Annotated in this window: 14 protein-coding genes and 2 pseudogenes; 8 read left to right on the forward strand and 8 right to left on the reverse strand. The window is 70.3% G+C overall.

Features of this window, described 5'->3' with window-relative positions; genetic code table 11:
• Positions 1-104, forward strand: a pseudogene (locus IO24_RS44635) (IS481 family transposase); the annotation flags it as partial.
• A 62-nt stretch (positions 105-166) separates the two neighbouring features.
• Here the strand turns inward: IO24_RS44635 and nagB are convergent.
• Positions 167-952, reverse strand: a complete 786-nt coding sequence (gene nagB, locus IO24_RS0128650; protein ID WP_031140519.1) for a glucosamine-6-phosphate deaminase — start codon at positions 950-952, stop codon at positions 167-169.
• A gap of 279 nt (positions 953-1,231) precedes the next feature.
• Here nagB and IO24_RS41065 point away from each other — a divergent pair.
• Positions 1,232-2,184, forward strand: a pseudogene (locus IO24_RS41065) (SIS domain-containing protein).
• A gap of 111 nt (positions 2,185-2,295) precedes the next feature.
• On the opposite strand, the gene IO24_RS0128660 reads toward IO24_RS41065, so the two are convergent.
• Positions 2,296-3,048 carry an SDR family oxidoreductase gene (locus IO24_RS0128660; RefSeq protein WP_031140520.1) on the reverse strand — a complete coding sequence of 251 codons (753 nt, stop codon included), beginning with the start codon at positions 3,046-3,048 and terminating at the stop codon, positions 2,296-2,298.
• Positions 3,049-3,145: 97 nt separating this feature from the next.
• On the opposite strand from IO24_RS0128660, the gene IO24_RS0128665 reads away from it, so the two are divergent.
• Together IO24_RS0128665 and IO24_RS0128670 are read left to right on the forward strand one after the other, a co-directional pair.
• Complete coding sequence (locus IO24_RS0128665) at positions 3,146-3,835, forward strand: TetR/AcrR family transcriptional regulator (RefSeq protein WP_031140522.1); 690 nt, start codon at positions 3,146-3,148, stop codon at positions 3,833-3,835.
• Between the two features lie 350 nt (positions 3,836-4,185).
• Entirely contained in the window at positions 4,186-5,652 is a 1,467-nt protein-coding gene (locus IO24_RS0128670) for a sensor histidine kinase (protein ID WP_031140524.1), read from the forward strand.
• Between the two features lie 211 nt (positions 5,653-5,863).
• Here the strand turns inward: IO24_RS0128670 and IO24_RS0128675 are convergent, their stop codons facing one another.
• On the reverse strand, positions 5,864-6,121 hold the full coding sequence (locus IO24_RS0128675) for a WhiB family transcriptional regulator (RefSeq protein ID WP_016639615.1): 258 nt from the start codon (positions 6,119-6,121) through the stop codon (positions 5,864-5,866).
• Positions 6,122-6,443: 322 nt separating this feature from the next.
• Positions 6,444-7,412, reverse strand: a complete 969-nt coding sequence (locus IO24_RS0128680) for a diacylglycerol/lipid kinase family protein (protein ID WP_031140525.1) — start codon at positions 7,410-7,412, stop codon at positions 6,444-6,446.
• A gap of 116 nt (positions 7,413-7,528) precedes the next feature.
• Between IO24_RS0128680 and IO24_RS0128685 the strand changes: the two genes are divergently transcribed.
• Positions 7,529-7,978 (forward strand): hypothetical protein, encoded by a 450-nt coding sequence (locus IO24_RS0128685; RefSeq protein WP_031140527.1) that lies wholly within the window; start codon positions 7,529-7,531, stop codon positions 7,976-7,978.
• A gap of 3 nt (positions 7,979-7,981) precedes the next feature.
• On the opposite strand, the gene IO24_RS41070 is transcribed toward IO24_RS0128685, so the two are convergent.
• The 3 genes from IO24_RS41070 to IO24_RS43480 all read right to left on the reverse strand — a co-directional run bounded on the left by IO24_RS41070 (position 7,982) and on the right by IO24_RS43480 (position 10,071).
• Positions 7,982-9,118 carry an RNA polymerase sigma factor SigF gene (locus tag IO24_RS41070; protein WP_078899407.1) on the reverse strand — a complete coding sequence of 379 codons (1,137 nt, stop codon included), beginning with the start codon at positions 9,116-9,118 and terminating at the stop codon, positions 7,982-7,984.
• A 17-nt stretch (positions 9,119-9,135) separates the two neighbouring features.
• Positions 9,136-9,549 carry an ATP-binding protein gene (locus IO24_RS0128695; RefSeq protein ID WP_003992877.1) on the reverse strand — a complete coding sequence of 138 codons (414 nt, stop codon included), beginning with the start codon at positions 9,547-9,549 and terminating at the stop codon, positions 9,136-9,138.
• Positions 9,550-9,810: 261 nt separating this feature from the next.
• The gene (locus IO24_RS43480) at positions 9,811-10,071 is read right to left on the reverse strand and encodes a UBP-type zinc finger domain-containing protein (protein WP_078899408.1); all 261 of its coding nucleotides are present in this window, start codon (positions 10,069-10,071) and stop codon (positions 9,811-9,813) included.
• Positions 10,072-10,133: 62 nt separating this feature from the next.
• On the opposite strand from IO24_RS43480, the gene IO24_RS0128700 reads away from it, so the two are divergent.
• Complete coding sequence (locus IO24_RS0128700; RefSeq protein ID WP_031140532.1) at positions 10,134-11,732, forward strand: Na+/H+ antiporter; 1,599 nt, start codon at positions 10,134-10,136, stop codon at positions 11,730-11,732.
• Between the two features lie 37 nt (positions 11,733-11,769).
• Here the strand turns inward: IO24_RS0128700 and IO24_RS0128705 are convergent, their stop codons facing one another.
• Positions 11,770-12,678: a 1-aminocyclopropane-1-carboxylate deaminase/D-cysteine desulfhydrase gene (locus IO24_RS0128705; protein ID WP_031140534.1), complete on the reverse strand. Its 909-nt coding sequence runs from the start codon at positions 12,676-12,678 to the stop codon at positions 11,770-11,772.
• 273 nt (positions 12,679-12,951) lie between these two features.
• Between IO24_RS0128705 and IO24_RS0128710 the strand changes: the two genes are divergently transcribed.
• Both IO24_RS0128710 and IO24_RS0128715 read left to right on the forward strand, forming a co-directional pair.
• Positions 12,952-14,358, forward strand: coding sequence for a family 2B encapsulin nanocompartment shell protein (locus IO24_RS0128710; protein WP_031140536.1), 1,407 nt, complete (start codon positions 12,952-12,954; stop codon positions 14,356-14,358).
• A gap of 105 nt (positions 14,359-14,463) precedes the next feature.
• A complete protein-coding gene (locus tag IO24_RS0128715; RefSeq protein ID WP_031140539.1) occupies positions 14,464-15,633 on the forward strand; it encodes a family 2 encapsulin nanocompartment cargo protein polyprenyl transferase in 1,170 nt (389 codons plus the stop codon).
• The last annotated feature ends 149 nt before the right edge of the window (positions 15,634-15,782 follow it).

Here is a 15,782-nt window from a genome sequence, read left to right on the forward strand (position 1 = left end):
TGGCAGACTTCCTCCACACCTACAACCACCACCGCTGCCACACCGCACTCGCAGGCCAGCCACCCATCACCCGCGTCAACAACGCTGCGGGTCAATACAGCTAGGGCCTGTTGTCCAGGTCGGGCCGCAGGGGAGCGCGGAAGCCGTCCGGTGCCGGCCGGAGGCCTCAGATCCCCTGCCACTCCGGCTTGTTGGCGTAGGTGTGCCGGAAGTAGTCCGCCAGCTTCAGCTTCGACGCGGCGGCCTCGTCGACGACGACGGTCGCATGCGGGTGGAGCTGGAGCGCGGACGCGGGGCATACCGCGGCGATCGGCCCTTCCACCGTCGCCGCGACCGCGTCCGCCTTGCCCTCGCCGGTGGCGAGCAGCACCAGATGCCGGGCCTCCAGGATGGTGCCGATACCCTGCGTGATCACGTGGTGCGGCACCTGGTCTATGTCGCCGTCGAAGAAGCGCGCGTTGTCGATGCGGGTCTGCTCGGTCAGCGTCTTGATCCGCGTCCGCGACGCCAGCGACGAGCACGGCTCGTTGAACCCTATGTGCCCGTCGGTCCCGATCCCGAGCAGCTGAAGGTCCACACCCCCGGCGTCCGACAGGGCCTTGTCGTACGCCTCGCACGCCCCCTGCACGTCCTCAGCCGTGCCGTCCGGGCCCGTGAACTGCTCCATCCCGATCCCGAGCGGCTCCAGCACCTCGCGCCGCAGCACCGAGCGGTAGGACTCCGGATGGTCGGCGGGCAGCCCCACATACTCGTCGAGCTGCGCGATCCGCGCCCGCCCGACGTCCACGGCACCGGAGCGCACCTTCGCCGCCAGCGCCTCGTACACCGGCAGCGGCGTCGAGCCGGTGGCCACGCCGAGCACAGCGCCGGGCTTGCGGCGGAGCAGCTTGGCCATGGCCTCGGCGATGAGCTCGCCGCCCGCATTGGCGTCCGGAACGATGACAACTTCCACGCTGGGCCTGCCGATCTGAGAGGAGTACTCAACTGGGACGGGACCCGGGAGGGGTCGTGTGGTTTAGACCAATCTAACAGAGCGGGCCTGTCCCTCCCAGGGTGAGCGCCGCCGCTCCCACGCGAACAGCGCCGCCGTGCCGACCAGGTCACCAGGGGGTGAACAATGCCGCTCCGCACAGGGTTCGGGAGTGGAAAGCGAGGGCCTTCCGGGCGGGCGCTGTCCGGCCCCGGGGAGTGAAATGGGGTCTGCAGCCGCCCCGCCCAGGAAGGACCCGCCATGACAGCCCCCGACACACCGCACCCCCTCAGCGAGCTCCCCGGCCGGACCATGGCCCGTGAAATGGCGGAGCAGCCCACCGTCCTGCGCCGGATCCTCTCCGGGGGCGCCCCGGCCATCCAGGACGTCGCCCGGCAGATCGCCGCCCGCACGCCCCGTTTCGTCCTGCTGACCGCTCGTGGCACCTCCGACAACGCCGCCCTGTACGCCAAGTACCTCCTGGAGATCCGGCTCGGCCTGCCCTGCGGACTCACCTCGATGTCCACCACCACGGCCTACGGAGCCCGGCCCGACCTCACCGACGTCCTCGTCGTCACCGTCAGCCAGTCGGGCGGCTCCCCGGACCTGGTCGTCTCGACCCGGGCCGCCCGCGAGGCCGGCGCGATCACGCTCGCCGTCACCAACAACCCGGACTCACCTCTCGCCGGCGTCTCCGAGTACCACATCGACATGAACTCGCCGAGCAGCTGCTCGCCCGGCAGGACGAGGTGCGCGCCCTCGCCGCCCGCTACCGCTTCGCCGAGCGCATGGTGATCACCTCCCGCGGCTACGGCTACCCCACGGCCAAGGAGGCCGCCCTCAAGCTGATGGAGACCAGCTACATCCCGGCGCTCTCCTACTCCGGCGCGGACCTGCTGCACGGACCGCTCGCCATGGTCGACAACGTCTCCCCGGTCATCGCCGTGGTCACCGACGGCAAGGGCGGCGAAGTGCTCCAGCCGGTCCTGGACCGGCTGCGCGGCCGCGGGGCCGACCTCGTCGTCATCGGTCCCAGGCACCAGGTCGAGCAGGCATCGGCCGGTTTCGTCCTGCCCACGGACGACGTGGCCGAGGAGGTTCAGCCCGTGCTGGAGATCATCCCCCTCCAGCTCCTCGCCTACGAGGTCACCATCGCCCGGGGCCAGGACCCGGACGCGCCCCGGGCGTTGGCGAAGGTGACGGAGACCCGCTGAGGGCGGGGGCGCTTTCGAGGCGTCACTATGACCGCAAGCCGCAAGCCGCAAGCCGCAAGCCGCAAGCCGCAAGCCGCAGCCGCGTCTCAGTCGCAGCCGAGGCCGCCACGGCTACGTGAGCGAACCACCCGTCACATCCATCCAGCTCCCCGTCACCCAACGCCCCCCGTCCGACACCAGGAACGCCACCACGTCGGCGACCTCGGCAGGCTCGCCGACCCCGCCCAGTGCCGATATTGCCGCGGCCTTGGCCCAGCCGTCGGGGCTGCCGCGCAGCAGTGCCGCCGTGTTGTCGGTGTCGATGATCCCCGGTGCCACCGAGTTCACCGTGATGCCCCGGCTCCCCAGTACCTTGGACAGGTCCCGTGAGAAGACGTCCAGCGCACCCTTCGTCATCGCGTACGCCATGTTGTCCGGCATCACCGCTGTCCTGGCCAGCCCTGACGAGATGTTGACGACCCGGCCACCGTCCCGCAGGCGCGTCATGCCGTGCTTGAGGATGAAGAACGGTGCCTTGACGTTCACCGCGAAGACCTTGTCGAACTCTCCCTCGTCCAACTGCCCGATCGGCCGCGTGTTGCCGATCCCCGCGTTGTTCACCAGGATGTCCAGCCCGTCCGCGTGCCGGTCGAACTCCTCCCACAACGCCTCGGCATCCCCCGGTGCCCCCAGCTCCACGCCCACCGCGAACGCCGAGCCCCCGGCCCTCTCGATCGACGCGACCGTCTCCTTCGCCGCCGTCTCGTTCCTGCCGTAGTGCACGGCGACCCGCGCACCGTCGCGCCCCAGCCGCTCGGCGATTCCTCGCCCGATACCCCTGCTCGCCCCCGTGACGAGTGCCGTCCTGCCCGTGAGCACGCCCATGGCGGCGCCCCCTTCTCATTTTTCTAGCGGTCGCTACACAAATGACCGTACAGCAGCCCGCCGACATTTCTCTAGTGCCCGCTATAAAATGCACCCCATGGTGAACGACGACGGAACCGCGAGGGCCCGGAAGGGGTCTGACGCCGCGAGTGCGAGAGCCGCCGGGGACGGCAAGGCCAGGACCAGGCCCCGCGGCCGTCCTCGCTCCTTCGATCGCGAGACCGCGCTGGAGAAGGCCCTCCTGGCCTTCTGGGAGCACGGTTACGAGGCCACGTCCGTCTCCGACCTCACCCGCGTCATGGACATCGGAGCCCCCAGCCTCTACGCGGCCTTCGGTGACAAGCAGTCCCTCTTCGAAGAGGTCGTCCGTGTGTACGGCACGGGATACGGATCCTTCACCGACCGCGCCCTCGCCGAGGAGCCCACCGCGCGGGCCGCCGCCGAGCGCACCCTGCGTGAAGCCGCCGGTGCGTACACCGAACCCGGCCACCCGCACGGCTGCCTCGTCGTCCACGCGGCCGCGAACTGCTCGAACCCCGAGGTGGAGCAGTCGTTGCGGGACCGCCGCAACGCCAACATCGCCGCGTTCGAGAGCCGTATAAGGGCCGACGTCGCCGCCGGCGTGCTGCCGCCGGCCACCGACGCCGCCGCCCTGGCCCGTCACACCGGAGCGATGATCCAGGGCATGTCACAACAGGCACGCGACGGGGCGAGCCGGGAGGAACTGGAGGCGGTCGCGGAAATTGCCCTGTCCATCTGGCCCCGCACAGGAACCCACACGGGTTAGGCTTCCTGCTGGACGACAGTGCTGCCACGCGTCGCAGAACTGACAACAACGAACAGCCTCCAACGCATGGACACCGTAAGTGGTCTAGTCCACAATGCGTCACGAGAGCGCGTGTGCAACGCGCATCAGCCTCCGTCTTCCCCGCACAGGAAGGCGGACCGAGGAACCGAGGCTCTCTGCCCTGACTGCCCCGGCTCCTCATCCTTCGGCCGACCGGGACCGCACACCCCACGGCCGATGCTGCTCCGGGCTGCGGTGCCGGGAGGGTTGAGGGTCCCTCTCAGGCGCCGCGGCCCGCGGGTGTTTCAGGGCCGTACGAACCCCCGGGTACGCTCGCACACGTGCCCTCCATGAACGAACTCGTACGCCAGCACACCGCCCTCGACGACACCGATCTCGAGTGGCTGCACCTGCTGGTCTCGGAGTGGCAGCTGCTCTCCGACCTCTCCTTCGCCGACCTGGTCCTGTGGGTCCCCACCAGCGACGGCACCCGGTATGTCTCGGTCGCCCAGATGCGGCCCAACACCGGCCCGACGTCCTACCAGGACGACATGGTGGGCCACCTCGTGCCGCGCGGACGCCGCCCGATGCTGGACGCCGCCCTCGACGAGGGCCGCATCGTGCGCGAGGGAGACCCCGAGTGGCGCGAGGAGGTTCCCGTCCGGGTCGAGTCGATCCCCGTACGGCGGGAGGGACGCGTCCTCGGCGTCATCGCGCGCAACACCAACCTCCTCACCGTGCGTACCCCGAGCCGTCTGGAACTCACCTATCTGCAGAGCGCCTCCGACCTCGCGCAGATGATCGCGGCCGGGTCATTCCCGTTCGCGAATCAGCAGCTCGACATGGACGCCTCGCCCCGCGTGGGCGACGGTCTGATCCGGCTCGATGCCGACGCCATCGTCCAGTACGCCTCCCCGAACGCCCTGTCCGCCTACCACCGGCTCGGCCTCGCCTCCGACCTCGTCGGCCAGCATCTGGGCAGGACCACCGCGGAACTCGCCCCGACCCGGGGCCCGGTGGACGAGGCGCTCGCCAAGGTCGCCAGCGGCTGGGCGCCGCGCGAGTTCGAGATCGAGGCCACGGACGGGGTCATCCAGTTCCGCGCGATCCCGCTCAAGCCGAAGGGCACCCGCATCGGGTCCCTCGTCCTGCTCCGCGACGTCACCGAACTGCGTCGGCGAGAGCGCGAGTTGATCACCAAGGACGCGACGATCCGGGAGATCCACCACCGCGTCAAGAACAACCTCCAGACGGTGGCCGCACTGCTCCGCCTGCAGGCCCGGCGCATCGAGTCCGACCGCGGGCGCGAGGCCCTCGAAGAGGCGGTGCGGCGCGTCGGATCGATTGCGATCGTGCACGAGACGCTCTCCCAGAACCTGGACGAGCGGGTGGAGTTCGACGACATCGCCGACCGCGTGCTGGCCATGGTCGCGGAGATCTCCCCGGGCAAGGTCGCGTGCCGGCGCACCGGCCGCTTCGGCATCCTCGATGCCGAGGTCGCCACGCCGCTGTCGATGGTGCTGACCGAAGTGCTGCAGAACGCACTGGAGCACGGCTTCCGTGAAGGCGACACCGGCACGGTAGAGGTCTCCGCGGTCCGCGGTGGCACGACCAAGGAGGCCCGACTGCTGGTCACGGTCCAGGACAGCGGGGCCGGTCTGCCGGAGGGGTTCGATCCGCACACCGCCGGCAATCTCGGGCTGCAGATCGTGCGGACCCTGGTGGAGGGCGAGTTGAGCGGAACCTTTGACATGGTCCCGGCCCCGGAGCGCGGCACCCGCGTGATCCTGGACATCCCGGTGCGGTCGCAGAAGTGACGGAATCCGGAGCCTGGGGACAAGGGCCCGGACAGCAATGAGCCCCGGGCCACCAAGTGGCCCGGGGCTAAAGCTCGTTGCTGCTTAACTAAGCGCATCGGGGGAACTGCGCGCTGCGACTCGGGGGCGGGAGATGCGTAGTCGCTGTCAACGAAGTAATGCCGACAGGCACACGCGCCGCCAAGCTCAGGCTGTCAGCAGGGGTGGGTTGTCAGGCGGAGGCCTGACGGGCCCGGTTGCGGGCGGCGCGGCGCTTCATGGCACGGCGCTCGTCCTCGCTGAGACCACCCCAGACGCCGGAGTCCTGGCCGGACTCGAGCGCCCACTGCAGACACTGCTCCATCACAGGGCAGCGACGGCAGACGGCCTTGGCTTCCTCGATCTGCAGCAGCGCAGGACCGGTGTTGCCGATGGGGAAGAAGAGCTCGGGGTCTTCCTCGCGGCAAACGGCGTTGTGACGCCAGTCCATGGCTGCTACCTCTCCTTGGTATTACGTGCAGGGCTTGCTTGTGAATGTGAACGCTTTCACGAATCCCTCAACAAGTGAAGGGCCGACTGCCAGGTTCCCCGGCGAAGGTCCTGTGAATTGAAGAGGGGTTCTGGTGATCAGTGGAGGCCGGTGTTGCGGGCCGTCTCGATCGCCACGTAGAGACTCGCAAACCTCAGCGGCGGATACAACCCCTTCTGGAAAGTTTTTTTTGATTCTTCGGTGTCGACTAGGTCACAGCCGTACTTCCATGGGGTGGATCCTGGCCTAAACGTTCGAGTGAAAGGACTTTAGCCAGTTCTGCTCACACAATCACACGCAGTGCACGGCGTACGCCTGTGAACGTCACGCTTGTTCGCAGCCCCAGGTGGTCACCGTCCATCTGGAGGGGGAGCGGGACCTTCGAATGCAAGGTGAACTCTGTCAAGTCATGCAGAGAGGTGGCGTGCTTACCGCGGGGTCCGCGCTCGGGGGACGAAGTGAGCAACTGGGTGCCATACCGGGCAACCGCCGCGGTGGACAGGCGGCTGAGGCCGAAGAGATCGAGGCCGGTATCGAACGAGGCCTTAGGTGCCGCGTAGATCGGGCGATTCCCCAGAAATGTCCAGGGTGACGTGTTCGAGACTATGGACAGCACCAGATCGGTGACCGGATCCTCGCCGGCCCGCTCCAGCGTGATCGTCCCGCTCCGGCGGTTCGGTTCGCCGAGGAGCTGACGCACGACCTGGCGCACGTAAAGAGCGTGTGTGGATTTCCGGCCGCGTTCGCGATGCTGCTCCACACGACCCACCACACCGGCGTCGAAGCCGAGTCCCGCGTTGAAGGTGAACCAGCGGGACGGCACCGCCTCGTCCTCCGTGCCCGGCGTGCCCGAGGTCAGCCCCAGGCCGACGGTTCGTTCGCTGCCGTCGCGCAGGGCGTCCAGCAGGGCGCCGGTGGCCTCCACGGCGTCGTTGGGCAGGCCCAGGGCCCGGGCGAAGACATTGGTGGAGCCGCCCGGGACCACGGCGAGGCCGGGCAGATGCCCCGGAGCGGGGCCGGCGTGCAGCAGGCCGTTGACCACCTCGTTGACCGTGCCGTCGCCGCCGAGGGCGACCACCAGGTCGATGTCGTCGCTGTCCGCGGCGTGCCGGCCCAGGTCACGCGCATGGCCGCGGTACTCGGTGGTGACCGCCTCCAGCTTCATCTCGCTGGCGAGTGCATGGATCAGTACGTCGCGTGTGCGCGCACTTGTAGTGGTTGCCGCCGGATTGACCACGAGAAGTGCACGCATGACTGGCAGCGTACCTACTGGGGGGTACCGGGCCCATACCGAGGTAGGGATCAGGTAAGAGAGCGGGGGTGAACCGTGCCACGGGGGGCGTGTACGACGGGGGCTACCCTTCAGGGGTGAGCAGTGAGCAGATCCCCACCACCGAGGAAACCACCGGCCCCCGCCCCCGGCGTCTGACCTACGCCGCGCTGCTGGCCGCGCTGGAGGGGCTCGGGCTGGTCGTCGGCGGCGTCTGGATCCTCGTCCTCGGCCTCACGGGTCATCCGGACGACAGGCAGCAGGCCGTCACCGGAGGGATCACGCTGATCGTGCTCGCGCTGCTGCCGCTGCTCGCCGCGCGCGGGCTGCTCGGCCGGCGCAGCTGGAGCCGCGGCCCGGCCGTCATTACCCAGCTCTTGGCACTGCCGGTGGCCTACAACCTGCTGCAGGCCGACAGCATGGCCATTCCGGCCGGGATCGCCCTCGCGGTCGTGGCGGTCGCCTCGCTCGTGCTGCTGGTGAACCCCGAGACGACCCGGGCCCTCGGGATCCGCGGGCCCGGCAACGCCGGCGACCTGGAGAAGTAGCCGTCACTCCTCGACGAGGAGCTTCTCCCGAAGCTGCGCCAGGGTGCGCGCCAGCAGCCGGGAGACGTGCATCTGCGAGATGCCGACCTCCTGCGCGATCTGCGACTGGGTCATGTTGCCGAAGAACCGCAGCAGCAGGATCCGCTTCTCACGCGGCGGGAGATCCTCCAGCAGCGGCTTGAGGGACTCCCGGTACTCCACGCCCTCCAGCGCCTCGTCCTCCGCGCCGAGGGTGTCCGCGACCGCCGGGGACTCGTCGTCGGTGTCGGGGACGTCCAGGGACAGCGTGGAGTACGCGTTGGCGGACTCCAGGCCCTCCAGGACCTCCTCTTCCGAGATGGCCAGCTTCTCGGCGAGCTCGTGGACCGTGGGAGAGCGGCCGTGCAGCTGCGAGAGCTCGGCCGTGGCCGTGGTCAGCGCCAGGCGCAGCTCCTGCAGCCGGCGCGGGACGCGCACCGCCCAGCCCTTGTCGCGGAAGTGCCGCTTGATCTCGCCGACGACCGTCGGGGTCGCGTACGTCGAGAACTCCACACCGCGGTCAGGGTCGAAACGGTCGACCGACTTGATGAGGCCGATCGTGGCGACCTGGGTGAGGTCGTCCAGGGGCTCGCCGCGGTTGCGGAAGCGGCGCGCGAGATGCTCCACGAGCGGCAGATGCATCCGGACCAGCTGGTTGCGCAGCTCCGCGTACTCGGGGCTGCCACTGCTCAGGGTGCGCAGTTTGAGGAACATCTCGCGCGCCCCGCTGCGGTCCGGTGAGCCGCGATGTGCACCTTGAGTGTGGTGTGCGCGCGGTGCCTGATCCTCGGAGTGTCGCTCGTGCTCGCTCATCGTCCCGCCCGTCGCCCTTCCCCGAGCCCTCGCCTCCTCCGCCACTCTCGACTGCTCGCGAGTGGGGGGACCCCCCGGGGCCGGGGGTGCGGCGATCTCCCCGCCCGCGGGCGCACTCCGCACGACACCGTCCAGGTCCAGCCGCCCGCCGCCCGGGAGGACGGCCTCCGTGGAGTCGTCCTCGGGATGCGGGCGGGCCTGCTCGGGGATGCCGTCGATGCCGTCCGCCATGCGCCGGGCACCGCTCGGGCCGCTCGTGCCCGTGTCCTCGGCCGGCAGCTCTCGTGTGCCGCGCTCTTCGTCCCGCACCGGCCCGTCCTCGCTCCTCACGCCGGCCCGGGTCCCGCGCCGCGCTGTTTGTAGAGGCTGATCGAAACGGTTTTGTCCTTGTCGACGGCAGAGGAGACCTTGCCCGCGAGAGCGGACAGGACGGTCCAGGCGAAGGTGTCCCGCGAAGGGGCATGACCATCCGTGGTCGGTGCCGAGACGGTGACCTCGAGTGAGTCGTCGACGAGGCGGAATACACAGCTGAGCACCGAGCCGGGCACGGCCTGCTGAAGCAGGATCGCGCAGGCCTCGTCCACCGCGATGCGCAGGTCCTCGATCTCGTCGAGGGTGAAGTCCAAACGGGCCGCGAGACCGGCCGTGGCCGTACGCAGCACCGACAGGTAGGCACCCGCGGCCGGCAGCCGGACTTCCACGAAGTCCTGGGTCGCGGGCTCGCCTGCGATCTGGGACACCCTCACCTCCAAGGTGGTACAAGCGTTTCAGGGCCGAGGGTCGCCCCCCGGGGGTAACGCGATACGTGGTTCAGCGGTGACGCTATCGCGCTCTTGACGGTCCTGTCCCCGGGACCCCAACCCCTTGTCGTCACTCACAGTAAACCTGTGGATACGCTCCGTGTCTAGGGGTTGGGCGGGCCCAAATGGGAAGAGCGCGCGCCGGATTGACGTACCCAGACGTCAGACGGTCGAACCGTCCGGCGCCGGGGCGCTGTCACGTCACACCAGGACATGGTCGACGAAGCACCAACGCCAGGTCTCCCCGGGCTCGTGGGTCCGCATCACGGGGTGACCGGACTCCCTATGATGCTCCGCCGCGTGCCGTCCCGGCGAGGAGTCGCAGCAGCCGACATGACCACAGCTGAGACACAACCGTAGTTGCACCGGGTCCAGGCCCTCCGCCAAGCACTCCGGACACGTCCCGCTGAGCGGGCCGGGTTCGGGGTGCGGCAGCGCGTCGGCGTGCGTGCACTGTTTCATGATTGCCAGGTTACGACGGTCGGGCGGAAGACCGCGTCGAAAAATGAGGGCGGGCGAGAACGATGGACGTGATGCCACTGCTGCTGCTCGTGGCGGGCAGTGCCACGATCGCCGCGGCCGCGCGGCGCACCCCGGTGCCGGCGCCGCTGCTGCTGGTGGCCGTGGGGCTGGCGGTCAGCTACGTCCCCGGAGTGCCCGAGTACACGCTCGACCCGCACATCGTCCTGCCGCTCATCCTGCCCCCGCTACTGCACACGGCGGCCACCGAGAGTTCCTACCTGGACCTGCGGGCGCAGCTGCGGCCGGTCGCGATGCTGTCCGTCGGGTACGTGCTGTTCGCGACCTTCGTCGTCGGCTGGGCCCTCTACGTGATCGTGCCGGACATGCCGCTGACCGCGGCCCTGGTCTTCGGGGCGGTGGTGGCGCCCCCGGACGCGGTCGCGGCGACGGCGGTGGCCCGACGGGTGGGGCTGCCCTCGCGGATCACCACGATCCTCCAGGGCGAGTCCCTGCTGAACGACGCGACCGCGATCACCGCCTACCGGGTGGCCCTGGCGGCCGCTGTCGGCGAGGGCGCGACCTGGGCCGGGGGGGTCGGCGAGTTCCTGCTCGCGGCGGTCGGCGGGGTCGTGGTGGGTCTGCTGCTGATGGCGCCGATCCACTGGCTGCGCACGCATGTGAAGGAGGCGCTGCTGCAGAACACGCTGTCCTTGCTGATCCCCTTCGTCGCCTACGCCGTCGCCGAGCAGGTGCACGCCTCCGGCGTCCTCGCCGTCGTGGTCGTCGCGCTCTACCTGGGGCACCGCGCGTGGGAGGTCGATTTCGCCACGCGACTGCAGGAGGAGGCGGTATGGAAGATGGTCGCCTTCGTCCTGGAGTCGGCGGTGTTCGCGCTGATCGGACTGCAGCTGCCGGTGGTTCTGAAGGGCCTCGGGGAGTACGAGGGCGTCGACGCGGCCTGGTACGCGGTCGCCGTCTTCCTGGTGGTCGTCGCCACCCGGTTCGTCTGGGTGTACCCGGCGGCCTTCCTGCCGCGGCTGCTGTCGGCCCGGATCCGGGGCCGGGAGGAGAGCCTCACCTGGAAGGGACCGTTCGTCGTCGCGTGGGCCGGAATGAGGGGCGTGGTCTCACTGGCCATCGCCTTCTCGATCCCGCTCACCATGCACGACGGCGAGGAGCCCTTCCCGCAGCGCAACCTGATCCTCTTCCTGACCTTCACGACGGTCATCGGGACCCTGGTCGTGCAGGGCCTGACCCTGCCCCCGCTGATCCGGCTGCTGAAGTTCCCCGGGCGGGACGCGCACACCGAGACGCTCGCCGAGGCCAACGCCCAGGCGCAGGCCTCCCGGGCCGCCGAGCGGCGCCTGGACGAGCTCCTCACCGACGAGCGCAACGCCCTGCCCGCCCCGCTCGCCGACCGGCTGCGCATCGTCCTGGAGCGCCGCCGCAACGCCGTCTGGGAGCGGCTCGGGCAGGCCAACCCGATCACCGGGGAGTCCGTCGACGACACCTACCGGCGACTGTCGCGGGAGATGATCGGCACCGAGCGCGAGGTGTTCGTCAAGCTCCGGGACGGCCGCTACATCGACGACGAGATGCTGCGGACCCTGCTGCGCAAACTGGACCTGGAGGAGGCGGCGGCCTTCCGGGAGGTGGCGTGACGACGGAAGCGGCGCCTCAGGCGACGGAAGCGGCGCCTCAGGGGAAGGGGCGGCCGGTGATCACGGCCGCCACCGACGTCCCGCGCGGGAAGGCGCCTTCACCGGCCAGGATGACGAGTCCGTACAGCAGCTTGGCGACATACAGACGTTCGACGGGCAGGCCGTGCCGGTGCTCGAAGTTGGCCGCGAAGGCGTCGAGCTCGGCGGGCACGCGCGCGTAGCCGCCGAAGTGGAAGCGGTCGTCCATGCTCCAGGTGCCGCGCGGGCCTCCGAAGGCCGCACGCTGCAGGGCTTCCGTCCCGGCGGTCAGGAAGCCGCCCTTGAGCACCGGCACGCCCAGGGCGCGCTGGCCGGGGGCGAGACCGGCGGCCAGCCCCGCGAGCGTGCCGCCGGTGCCGCAGGCCACGGCGACGGACTCGGCGTGGCCGCGCAGTTCGACGCCGAGCGCCCGGCAGCCGCGTACGGCGTCGGCGTTGCTGCCGCCCTCGGGGACGACGTACGCCTCCTCGGCGTCCGCCGCGCGCAGGATGCCGGCCAGGGCCCCCGGCTCGGACTTGCGGCGGTACGTCGCCCGGTCGACGAAGTGCAGCCGCATGCCGTCGGCCGCGCAGCGGGCCAGCGACGGGTTGAGGGGCCGGCCGGCCAGCTCGTCGCCGCGTACGACACCGACCGTGGGAATGCCGAGCAGCCGGCCGGCCGCGGCCGTCGCGCGCAGATGGTTGGACCATGCTCCGCCGAAGGTGACGACGGTACGGCCGGCCGCGGTGGTCAGGTTCGGCGCAAGCTTGCGCCACTTGTTGCCGATCAGCTCCGGGTGGATCAGATCGTCCCGCTTCAGCAGCAGCCGCACGCCCCGGCGCTCGAACCGGCCGTCCACGACCTCCTGCACCGGCGAGGGGAGCCGGGGGTGCAGCGCGGCGAGTCCGGGGGTGTCGGGGCTGGTCACCGGGTCATTGTCACCCGGGAGTGGAGGAAGGGGGCTCGGGGCTGACGCGATGATCTGCGGCCGTGCACCCGGTTTCGACTCCGATCGCGGGCTCTCCGGGCCCAGGACGCGGGCCGTTTCGACGTGTAACGGCCCCCCTCTGCCCAAAAGCGCAAAGATCCATTCCCGCTCTTTCGTGTAATAGCACTGCGACGTTGAGTGGGGAAGGCTTGCTCGTGCACATCGATGCCCGAGGCATATGGGCGTCGGTCACAACCGGGAGGGCAGTTCTCTATGTCGGTAGGCGAAGAGGTCCGCACGGAGCAGACCAAGCCGCAGCAGAGTCTCGGCACGGCGGCCGCGCGGAACCTGGCCACCACGACCAAGTCCGTGCCACAGATGCAGGAGATCAGCTCCCGCTGGCTGCTGCGGATGCTGCCGTGGGTCGACATCCAGGGTGGTACGTACCGGGTGAACCGGCGGCTGACGTTCGCGGTGGGCGACGGCCGGCTGACGTTCGTCAAGACCGGCGACCGTGTCGAGATCATCCCCGCGGAGCTGGGCGAGCTGCCGGCGCTGCGGTCGTACGAGGACGAGGAGGTGCTCTTCGAGATCGCCCGCCGCTGCGAGCAGCGGGAGGTCCCGGCGGGCGATGTGATTGCCTCGTTCGGCAGCCCGTCCGAGGAGGTGTACCTCCTGGCGCACGGCAGGGTGGAGAAGGTCGGCACAGGACCGTACGGGGACGACGAGTCCCTCGGAGTCCTCGCCGACGGCGCCTACTTCGGCGACGACGCGCTGCTGAACGAGGACGCGATCTGGGAGTACACGGCCCGCGCCCTCACCGCGTGCACCGTGCTCGTGCTGCCCCGCCAGGAGTTCGCGCAGATCGCGGAACGCTCGGACACCCTGCGCGAACACCTCCACCAGCGCCGCTCGATCCCCTCGCAGCGCTCGAACAAATACGGCGAGAAGGAGATCGACCTCTCCTCCGGCCACTCCGGCGAGCCGGACATCCCGCACACCTTCGTCGACTACGAGGCCAGGCCCCGCGAATACGAACTGAGCGTCGCCCAGACCGTGCTGCGCATCCACTCGCGGGTGGCCGACCTGTACAACCAGCCCATGAACCAGACCGAGCAGCAGATCCGGCTGACGGTCGAGGCGCTGAAGGAGCGCCAGGAGCACGAGCTCATCAACAACCGGGACTTCGGGCTCCTGCACAACTGCGAGTACGAGCAGCGGATCCAGCCGCACGACGGCGTCCCCAGCCCGGACGACATGGACGAGCTGCTCAGCAGGCGCCGCGGCACCAAGATGCTCCTCGCCCACCCGCGCGCCATCTCCGCGTTCGGCCGCGAGCTCAACAAGCGCGGGCTGGTTCCCGAGACCATCGACATGGCCGGCAACCGCATCCCGACCTGGCGCGGTGTGCCGATCTTCCCGTGCAACAAGATCCCGGTCTCGGACGCCCGTACGACGTCCATCATCGCCCTGCGTACCGGCGAGGCCGACCAGGGCGTCATCGGCCTGCGTGCCTCCGGCATCCCCGACGAGATCGAGCCGAGCCTGTCGGTGCGCTTCATGGGCATCAACGAACAGGCCATCATCAAGTACCTGGTCACGGCCTACTACTCGGCCGCGGTGCTGGTACCGGACGCGCTCGGCGTCCTGGAGAACGTCGAGATCGGCCGCTGGCGGTGACGCTCCCGGTACGCCGGCCGTGTCCCCGCCCCTCAGGGCGGGTACATCCTCGGGACACGCGCCCAGCGGCAGCGGCACCGTCCGCTCATTCTCCGAGGCGGTCCCATGGGTGAGTCCCTCACCGAGTCCAGGACGAAGGCCGCGCTGCTCGCCTCCGGCGGGCAGCGCGGCGCAGGGCCCCGGCAGGCGGCCGGGGCTGCGGAAAGGCGGGGGCCCGTCGGGGCGCAGCGGGACGGCGGGCCGGCACCGGCCGAAGGGCACGAGGCGGTCATGCTGCTGGAGCGGGCCCGGGCAGAGGTGGACCCGGTGCTGCGGGCCGCGCTCGGCTCGCTGCCCGGGCCGATGCGCCGGATCGCGCATTACCACTTCGGCTGGGAACAGGCCGACGGCACCCCGGCGGAGGGGGGCTCCGGCAAGGCGATCCGGCCCGCGCTGGTCCTCGCTGCGGCGGCCGCCCTCGGCGGGCCCGAGGCGCGAGCGGGGGCGGCCCGGGCGGCCGCCGCGGTGGAGCTGGTCCACAACTTCACACTGCTGCACGACGACGTGATGGACCGGGACGCCACCCGTCGTCATCGGCCCACCGTGTGGTCCGTGTTCGGCGACGCCGACGCGATCCTCGCCGGGGACGCCCTGCAGGCCTTGGCCCTGGGGCTGCTCGCCCAGGACCCGCATCCGGCGTCCTCGGCCGCCGCCGCCCGGCTCGCGGACTGCGTGGTCGAACTGTGCGCGGGGCAGCACGCGGACACGGCCATGGAGAGGTGCGCCCCCGGTGAGGTCACGCTCGACGAGGTGCTCGCCATGGCGGAGGCCAAGACGGGCGCTCTGCTCGGAAGCGCCTGCGCGATCGGCGGACTGTACGCGGGCGCCTCGGACGAGGAAGTGGCGGCGCTGGACGCGTTCGGCCGGGAGGCCGGGCTCGCCTTCCAGCTCATCGACGACGTCATCGGCATATGGGGCGACCCGCGCCGCACCGGCAAGCCCGCCGGTGCCGACCTGGCCGCCCGGAAGAAGTCGCTTCCGGTGGTGGCGGCCTTCGCCTCCGGCACACCGGCGGCGGCCGAACTCGCCGAACTGTACGTACGCACCGGCGAGAAGGAGGACCTGGATTACATAGCCCTGACCGTGGAGCGCGCGGGCGGCCGTGACTGGGCCCAGGGCCAGGCTGCCGACCGCATGGCCCGGGCGATGCAGCAGCTGGCCCGAGCGGTGCCGGACCCGGAGGCGGCGGGCGGCCTGCTGGCCCTCGCCGAGTTCGTGACACGGCGCAGCAGTTGACGGCTCGCGCCGGTGGACGGCTTTCAGCGGCAGGCGGTGCGCATCGGTCGGCGGCCCGCAGCAGTTGTCGGCCGACAGCAGTCAACGGCGGCAGTGGTGGCCCACCGCGAGCAGTCGTCGCCCGCCGGTGGACGACGACCGACGCAACT

It is taken from the genome of Streptomyces flavovariabilis, assembly GCF_000725785.1.
GTDB classification, from domain to species: Bacteria; Actinomycetota; Actinomycetes; order Streptomycetales; family Streptomycetaceae; genus Streptomyces; species Streptomyces hawaiiensis.

What these genes read in the sequence shown, in the direction of transcription:
- IO24_RS0128700 (WP_031140532.1), top strand. Translation starts at nt 10,134, where the DNA reads ATGGACGTGATGCCACTGCTGCTGCTCGTGGCGGGCAGTGCCACGATC.
- IO24_RS0128665 (WP_031140522.1), top strand. Translation starts at nt 3,146, where the DNA reads ATGGTGAACGACGACGGAACCGCGAGGGCCCGGAAGGGGTCTGACGCC.
- IO24_RS0128675 (WP_016639615.1), bottom strand. Translation starts at nt 6,121, where the DNA reads ATGGACTGGCGTCACAACGCCGTTTGCCGCGAGGAAGACCCCGAGCTC.
- IO24_RS0128680 (WP_031140525.1), bottom strand. Translation starts at nt 7,412, where the DNA reads ATGCGTGCACTTCTCGTGGTCAATCCGGCGGCAACCACTACAAGTGCG.
- IO24_RS0128710 (WP_031140536.1), top strand. Translation starts at nt 12,952, where the DNA reads ATGTCGGTAGGCGAAGAGGTCCGCACGGAGCAGACCAAGCCGCAGCAG.
- IO24_RS0128660 (WP_031140520.1), bottom strand. Translation starts at nt 3,048, where the DNA reads ATGGGCGTGCTCACGGGCAGGACGGCACTCGTCACGGGGGCGAGCAGG.
- IO24_RS43480 (WP_078899408.1), bottom strand. Translation starts at nt 10,071, where the DNA reads ATGAAACAGTGCACGCACGCCGACGCGCTGCCGCACCCCGAACCCGGC.
- IO24_RS0128715 (WP_031140539.1), top strand. Translation starts at nt 14,464, where the DNA reads ATGGGTGAGTCCCTCACCGAGTCCAGGACGAAGGCCGCGCTGCTCGCC.
- IO24_RS0128670 (WP_031140524.1), top strand. Translation starts at nt 4,186, where the DNA reads ATGAACGAACTCGTACGCCAGCACACCGCCCTCGACGACACCGATCTC.